Origin of the sequence: Klebsiella sp. 4_1_44FAA, assembly GCF_000238715.1 — a bacterium.
In the GTDB taxonomy this organism is placed as follows: domain Bacteria; phylum Pseudomonadota; class Gammaproteobacteria; order Enterobacterales; family Enterobacteriaceae; genus Klebsiella; species Klebsiella pneumoniae.
Window position 1 is genome coordinate 674,883 of sequence record NZ_JH414798.1, and the last position, 6,753, is coordinate 681,635.

Consider the following 6,753-nt stretch of genomic DNA (forward strand, 5'->3'; position numbering starts at 1 on the left):
GCGCTAGAGCACCCGAAAACCGTGGGTGCCGTCGCGGGCCAACTGATCCACGAGGCCATACTCCCACTCCAGATAGGCCTGCATGGCCTCGGCGGAATTATCGGTTCCTTCGTACGGACGACGATAGCGGTCACGGCGCTCGACGGCGAGGCCGCTGTCGCCATGCGCCAGCGGCAGACCGGCGGTGATCCACGCCAGCGTCCCGCCGGTAAGCAACTGCACCGGTTTACCGGTCAAGGCCGCCACCTCCGGCACCGCGTAGCGGGCCAGCAGACTGCTGCCGCAGGTCACCACGTAACGTTGGGCGGGAGGGATTGCTTCCAGGGCCTGGCGCAGCTGCGAGCGCGTTAGCCACCACGCGCCGGGGATATGGCGAGCGACAAAGTTGGCGCTGGTGGTAAAATCGAGCACCACCGTACCGGGTTCTTCCAGCTGTTGCGCCAGCTGCGTCGGGCTTATCTCCTCCGCCTGCGGACCGGGCGGCACCTCGGCGGCAGGCACCCCGCGTTCGCTCAACTGGCTGGTCGATAGCGCGCTCAGCCGCGCCGTCTCCCAGCCCATCTGCGCCAGCCACGAGCCGGTTATCGCCGCCCGGATGCCATCGTCATCCAGCAGCACAATGCGCGCCCCTCGTACGCTGGCGAAGTGGTCGGTCTCCTGCACCAGCTGGCCGCCTGGCGCGCTCAGGCTGCCGGGATAGTGACCCGCCGCGTACTCTTCGGGGCTGCGGACATCAAACAGGAAGGTGGTGCGGTCGCTCTGCTGCAGCCAGCGTTGCAGCGTGGCCTCATCGATGACCGCCACCCCGGCCCGTTCGGCAAAATGCGCCACCTCAGCGGCCCGGGCGCCGGAGGCGCGGGCGGAGGGATCGTATTGCCGCTGTTGCTGGTGCGCCAGCGTCTGGCCGGCCAGCGTCCAGCCGATAGTGCCATTGCGCAGGGCATGGACCGGGTTTGGCACGCCGGCGTTGATCAGCGACTGGGTGCCGATGATGCTGCGGGTGCGTCCGGCGCAGTTGACGATAACCGGCGTCTGCGGGGAGGGCGTCAGGCTCTCCACCCGCAGGGCCAGCTCGCCGCCGGGCACGCTGATGCTGCCGGGGATGCTCATGGTCTGGTACTCATCGAAGCGCCGGGCGTCGACGATCACCACCTCCTGCCGGCTGTCGATGAGCGCCTGAACCTCCTGGGCGCTGAGCGACGGTGTGTGACGCACGCTTTCCACCAGCTCGCCAAAGGCTTTACTGGCGGAGTTGACGTCCTGAAACAGCTCGCCGCCGCTGCGGCGCCAGCCGGCGAGACCCTCGGCCAGCAGGGCCACATCCTGATAGCCCCAGGACCGCAGCCGTTCGACGGCGATCTCCGCCAGACCCTCGCCGTTGTCGTAGACGGTGAGCGGGGTGGTGAAGCGCGGTATCCGCCGGCGGACCTCCAGCTCCAGTTTGCTGAGCGGCAGATTGACGGCAAACAGCGGATGAGCGGTGGCGAAATCGGCCTCTTCACGGACGTCGATCAGCGCCAGTTCACGACGGTCGAGCAGCGCCTGGCGGATCCCGGCGGCCTGGCGATAAGCGTAGGTGGACATAGTGGTTATCCTTGATGTTCGCGGGAGGAATCCCAGATATTGGGTAAATGGCGGTTAGAGTAGCCGGAGATAAACGGTTTCTGCTGCCCTTCCGGGGTATACACGGCGCGCTTCACCGCGCCGATATTGCCGCCGTAGACATGAATGCTGATGGAGACGCGATCCGCCAGCGCATTGCTGACGCGATGAATATCGCCATCGTCAGCGGAGACTTTCTCCACCTGGCCTGCTTCCAGAAGCGTGGCGGCGCCCAGCGCGCGCGGTATGCCATCGGCATCCAGCTGGTAGCGCTGGTTTTCCTCCGCGCCGCGCAGCATCCCAATGGCTCCCCACACCCGGTGATCATGGATCGGCGTCGCTTGCCCCGGTCCCCAGACGAAGCTGACAATCGAGAAGCGCTCCCCGGAGTCGGCATGCAGCAGATACTGCTGGTAATGGTGCGGATGCGGCAGGGTGTACTCTTCCGGCAGCCAGTCGTCGTAACGCACCAGCGCCGCCAGCCGCTGCGCCACGGCGTCAAGCAGCGGGGCGGTCTGGTGGTGTTCGCGGTGCAGGCGGTCTACCTCATGAATGAAATGGCGTAATTTTTCCAGTCGTGGTGCAGTCATGTGCGGTTCCTGTCAGAGGGACTGGTCAAAACGCTAACAGAGGCGTTAATATTATTTAAATGCAATTTACGCATATATTAATATGCAAATTTCACATAAGGTTCCTATGCGCATTGACGATATCGACGCTTTGCTGGCCACGGTGCAGTTTTCCTCCCTCAATCAGGCCGCGGAATATCTGGGGATCACCCAGTCGGCCATCACCCGGCGCCTGCAGCGTCTGGAACAGGAGCTGAACGTCACGCTGTTGGAGCGCCAGACCCGCCCGCTGACTCTGACCGCCGCCGGACACCGGGTGTACGAGCAGTGTCTGAGCATTAAGCGTGAGACGAAAAAACTCTACAGCCTGTTGGATCCGCAAGGCGAGCCGCGCGGCGCGCTGCGTCTCGGCGTGCCGCAGAGTCTCAGCGAGATTGCCCTGCCGGCGGCGCTGTCGGCGCTGAGCCAGCAGTTTCCCGGACTGTCGCCGCAGATCACCTGCGGCTGGAGCGGACAGCTGCAGCGCCGGCTGGAAAACGGCGAGCTGGACGGCATGCTGGCGATGGGGCCCGCCCAGCAAAGCTTCGCCGAGGGCTACAGCGGGCGCCTGCTGTGTCCCCTGGAGGTGGTGCCGATCGTCGGCCGGCGTTTGAATTTGCGCGCGTCATCCCTGCGGGAGTGCGCCGAACGGGGCTGGATCCTTAACCCCGACGGCTGTGGCCTGCGCGCCGGGCTCATTCGCGAGCTGCAGAGCCAGGGATTGCGGTTGACGCTCAACGTCGAGAGCGCGGGCGCGCAGCTGCAGATAGCGCTGGTGGCGCAGGGGCTGGGGCTGGGTCTGGTGCCGAGGGCGGCGCTGGCCAGCAGCCCGTGGCGGGACGAGGTCGCGGTCCTCAGCCTCAGCGATTTTCAGCCTGCGGTCTCACTGTGGCTGATCCACGCCCAGTATCTGGCGAACCTGCAGCCGCCGCTGACCTTTTTTGCCAGCAAAGTGATGCAGCAGCTGACCGTATCCGACTGAAAGCACTATGTATTTTTGTTTAATGCTAATTAAGCATATTAAGATATGATAAAAATGCATTTTGCTCATTAACACGCTCTGTATAGGGTTATGACCAGCGCCGCTGTCGCGGCCACTCCATTACCCTGACGCAAGGAGTTGTTCATGAGCATTCAGTTTCTCGGCATGATTGGCCACCGCCTCTCTTCCGAAACGATTGCCCCGGTGGGGCCGATCTTTGACCGCGACTATATCGTTCGCTTTGCGCAAACCCATGAAGCCGCCGGGTTTGATCGTCTGCTGGTCGGCCACTGGTCCGATCAACCCGACGGCTTTCTGGTGACGGCCCTGGCCGGACTGTCGACGCAGAAAATTCAGTACCTGCTGGCCCATCGTCCCGGTTTTGTTTCCCCAACCCTTGCCGCGCGCAAATTCGCTACCCTTGAGCACCTGCTGGAGGGCCGCTTGGCGGTGCATATCATCAGCGGCGGCAACGATGCCGAGCAGCGCCGGGATGGCGATTATCTCGACCACGACCAGCGCTACGCCCGCACCGACGCCTTCCTCGACATCGTGCGCCAGGTGTGGACCAGCGAGCAGCCGGTGGATATTCACAACGATTTCTATCAGGCCGAGCAGGCCTGGTCCGCCATTCGCCCGCTGCAAAAACCGCATCTTCCGATCTATTTTGGCGGCTCGTCGGAAGCGGCCATCGCCGTCGCCGGCAAACATGCCGACGTCTTCGCCCTGTGGGGCGAGTCGCTGGCGCAAACCGGCGAGACCATCCAGCGGGTGCGCGCCGAAGCGGCGAAACACCAGCGTGATATCGGCTTCAGCGTCTCGTTCCGGCCGATTATCGCCGACAGCGAAGCCGAAGCCTGGGAGAAAGCCGAGCATATCCTGCACGTCGCCACCGAGCAGGCGGCGCAGCGCGGGGGCGGGTTCAAAGCCAAACCGGAGAGCATCGGCGCCCAGCGGCTGCGGGCTACTGCGGCGCAGGGCAGAGTGGTGGACAAACGCCTGTGGACCGGCATCGCCCAGCTGGTGGGCGGCGGACATAACTCCACCGCGCTGGTGGGCACCCCGGAGCAGGTGGCGGATGCGCTGCTCGATTACTACGACCTCGGGGTGCGTAACTTCCTGATCCGCGGCTTCGATCCGCTGAACGACGCGGCCGACTATGGCCGGGCGCTGTTGCCGATCGCCCGGGAAAAAGCCGCGCGGCGTGCGGTGGCGGAGCGCGCATCGTGATCCATCCTGAGCGCGACGACTGGGCCCGGCAGCTGACGGCGCTTCGCCAGCAGATGGCGGAGCAGGCGGCCAGCCTTGACGCCAGCGGCGAGTTTCCCTGGCGTAATATCGACCATCTGCGTGCGGGGGGCTGGTTAAGTCTCGCCGTGCCGCCATCCTGCGGCGGCGCGGGCGCCAGTCTGGCCCAGCTGCAGCAGGTCATCGCCGCCATCGCCTGGGGAGAGCCGGCGACAGCGCTGATCGTCTGCATGCAGTATCTCCACCATTTGCGGCTGGCGGAAAATGACGCCTGGCACGCGCCGCTGCGCCAGCAGGTTTTTCACGATGCTGTCGAACACGGTGGCCTCATCAACAGCCTGCGCGTCGAGCCGGAGCTGGGCTCCCCGGCGCGGGGCGGCCTGCCGGACACCGTGGCGATCCGTCGCGCGGAGGGCTGGGACATCAGCGGCCATAAAATTTATACCACCGGCATTGAAGGGCTGCGCTGGCTGGCGGTGTGGGCCAGAAGCGATGATAACCCGCCGCTGGTGGGTACCTGGCTGGTGCCTGGCGACAGCCCGGGTATCACGGTGGTGAAGAGCTGGGATCACGCCGGGATGCGGGCCACCGGCAGCCATGAAGTTATTTTTAACCACGTTCGGGTGGCGGCAGAGCACGCGGTGGATGTCTGGCCGGCCGATGCGCCACCCGCCGCCCAGGCCGAACCGTTTCGCCTGTTCGCCAACCGGCAGACAGCGCTGCTGGCGGCGATCTATGACAGCATTGCCCACGCCGCTCACGACTGGCTGGTGAGGTGGCTGGCGGGGCGGGTGCCCGCCGGTCTCGGCCATCCGCTCTCTCGTCTGCCACGGGTGCAGGAGAAAGTCGGGCAGATCGCCGGGCTGCTGCTGGTCAACCACAGCCTGCTGGAGCAGGCCGCCGCGCTGCGCTTTTCCGCTATCGAAGCCAATCTGGCGAAAGTCACCATCACCGACAACGCCATTCAGGCGGTGAATATTGCGCTCGAGCTGACCGGCAATCATGGCCTGAGTCGACAGAACCCGCTGGAACGCCACTACCGCAATGTGCTCTGCGGACGGGTACATACCCCACAGAGCGACAGCGCCTGGCTGGCAGCCGGCAACTTCGTCTTTCAATCACAAGGATAATCACGATGCGTCTATCATTTTCAGGCCGGTTGGCGGCCGCGCTGATGCTGCTGGCGCTGGGCGGCTACGCGACAGCGCAGGAGCGGCTTACCCTGCGTATCGCCGATCAAAAAGGCGGCATGCGTTCGCAGCTGGAGGCGGCCAACGCCCTGCAAAATCTCCCTTACGACATTAAGTGGGCCGAGTTCCCGGCCGACGCGCCGCTGGCGGAAGCCCTCAACGCGGGCGCCGTGGACGCGGGGATCATCGGCGATGCGCCGTTGCTCTTCGCCCTGGCCAACGGTGCGCCGGTCAAAGCTATTGCCGTGGATAAAAGCAACCCGGCGGGGACCGCGGTGCTGGTATCCCCCGGCAGCACGTTAAAAAGCGGCGCTGATTTAAAAGGCAAACGCATCGCCACCGGTAAAGGGTCGATTGGTCATTTCGTGGCGCTGAAAGCGCTGGAGCAGGCGGGGATTTCACCGAAGGAGGTGCAGTGGGTGTTCCTCGGCCCGGTGGACGCCAAAGTGGCGTTGCTAAACGGCTCGGTGGACGCCTGGGCGACCTGGGAGCCCTACACCACCCAAATGGTGAAGACCAACGAGGGGCAGATCCTGGTGAGCGGCAAAGGGCTGCTGCCGGGGAATACCTTCCTCGCGGCAACGGATTCCGCGCTTAACGATCCGCAAAAACGCGCCGCGCTGCAGGATTATCTCCAGCGCCTGGCCGGCGCCGAGCGCTGGGCCTACGCCAATCTCCACAGCTACGGCAAAACGTTGGGGGAGATCATCCGCTTCCCGGCGGAGATCGCCCGCGCGCAGTTTGCCAACCGCCAGTCGCAGTGGCAGCCGCTGGCCGAGGAAACAGTGGCCCAGCAGCAGGCAACGGCGGACTTTTATCTCGCCAACGGCCTGATCCGCACCCGGCTGGACGTGAAGCCGACCTTTGACCGCCGTTTTAGCGTGCCCGCCGCCGAGGTGACGCCATGATCAGAACCCCTTTTTCCCGCCGCCGTTTTTTACAGCTCAGCGGCGGCCTGGCGCTGGCCGGGGTCTCTCTGCCGCTGTGGGCTCATGATATGGCGGACATGGCCGGCGGCGATGCCCATCCGGCGCTGCGCCTGCCGCAGCCCTACAAGATCAAGCTGGCGATCAACAAAAGCGCGGTATGCCTCGCGCCGGTCGCCGTCGCCGAGCAGCAGAAG

General features: G+C 64.8%; 6 protein-coding genes and 1 pseudogene. 5 read left to right on the forward strand and 2 right to left on the reverse strand.

What is annotated here, in order from left to right; translation table 11 throughout:
- Window positions 1-3: 3 nt before the first annotated feature.
- Together HMPREF1024_RS22405 and HMPREF1024_RS22400 are read right to left on the reverse strand one after the other, a co-directional pair.
- The gene (locus HMPREF1024_RS22405) at window positions 4-1,584 is read right to left on the reverse strand and encodes a rhodanese homology domain-containing protein (protein WP_009307637.1); all 1,581 of its coding nucleotides are present in this window, start codon (window positions 1,582-1,584) and stop codon (window positions 4-6) included.
- Between the two features lie 5 nt (window positions 1,585-1,589).
- The gene (locus tag HMPREF1024_RS22400; RefSeq protein WP_002908526.1) at window positions 1,590-2,192 is read right to left on the reverse strand and encodes a cysteine dioxygenase; all 603 of its coding nucleotides are present in this window, start codon (window positions 2,190-2,192) and stop codon (window positions 1,590-1,592) included.
- A 106-nt stretch (window positions 2,193-2,298) separates the two neighbouring features.
- On the opposite strand from HMPREF1024_RS22400, the gene HMPREF1024_RS22395 reads away from it, so the two are divergent.
- From HMPREF1024_RS22395 to HMPREF1024_RS22375, 5 genes and pseudogenes are all read left to right on the forward strand, one after another.
- Complete coding sequence (locus tag HMPREF1024_RS22395; protein WP_009307638.1) at window positions 2,299-3,192, forward strand: LysR family transcriptional regulator; 894 nt, start codon at window positions 2,299-2,301, stop codon at window positions 3,190-3,192.
- A 144-nt stretch (window positions 3,193-3,336) separates the two neighbouring features.
- Window positions 3,337-4,432, forward strand: a pseudogene (locus tag HMPREF1024_RS22390) (LLM class flavin-dependent oxidoreductase).
- Entirely contained in the window at window positions 4,419-5,570 is a 1,152-nt protein-coding gene (locus HMPREF1024_RS22385; protein ID WP_009307639.1) for an acyl-CoA dehydrogenase family protein, read from the forward strand. Before HMPREF1024_RS22390 ends, HMPREF1024_RS22385 begins: the two are co-directional and overlap by 14 nt.
- A gap of 5 nt (window positions 5,571-5,575) precedes the next feature.
- Window positions 5,576-6,538 carry an ABC transporter substrate-binding protein gene (locus HMPREF1024_RS22380; protein WP_009307640.1) on the forward strand — a complete coding sequence of 321 codons (963 nt, stop codon included), beginning with the start codon at window positions 5,576-5,578 and terminating at the stop codon, window positions 6,536-6,538.
- On the forward strand, window positions 6,535-6,753 hold a 219-nt coding region (locus HMPREF1024_RS22375; protein ID WP_009307641.1), incomplete at its 3' end, for a twin-arginine translocation signal domain-containing protein. The genes HMPREF1024_RS22380 and HMPREF1024_RS22375, both read left to right, overlap by 4 nt.

What these genes read in the sequence shown, in the direction of transcription:
- HMPREF1024_RS22405 (WP_009307637.1), bottom strand. Translation starts at nt 1,584, where the DNA reads ATGTCCACCTACGCTTATCGCCAGGCCGCCGGGATCCGCCAGGCGCTG.
- HMPREF1024_RS22400 (WP_002908526.1), bottom strand. Translation starts at nt 2,192, where the DNA reads ATGACTGCACCACGACTGGAAAAATTACGCCATTTCATTCATGAGGTA.
- HMPREF1024_RS22395 (WP_009307638.1), top strand. Translation starts at nt 2,299, where the DNA reads ATGCGCATTGACGATATCGACGCTTTGCTGGCCACGGTGCAGTTTTCC.
- HMPREF1024_RS22380 (WP_009307640.1), top strand. Translation starts at nt 5,576, where the DNA reads ATGCGTCTATCATTTTCAGGCCGGTTGGCGGCCGCGCTGATGCTGCTG.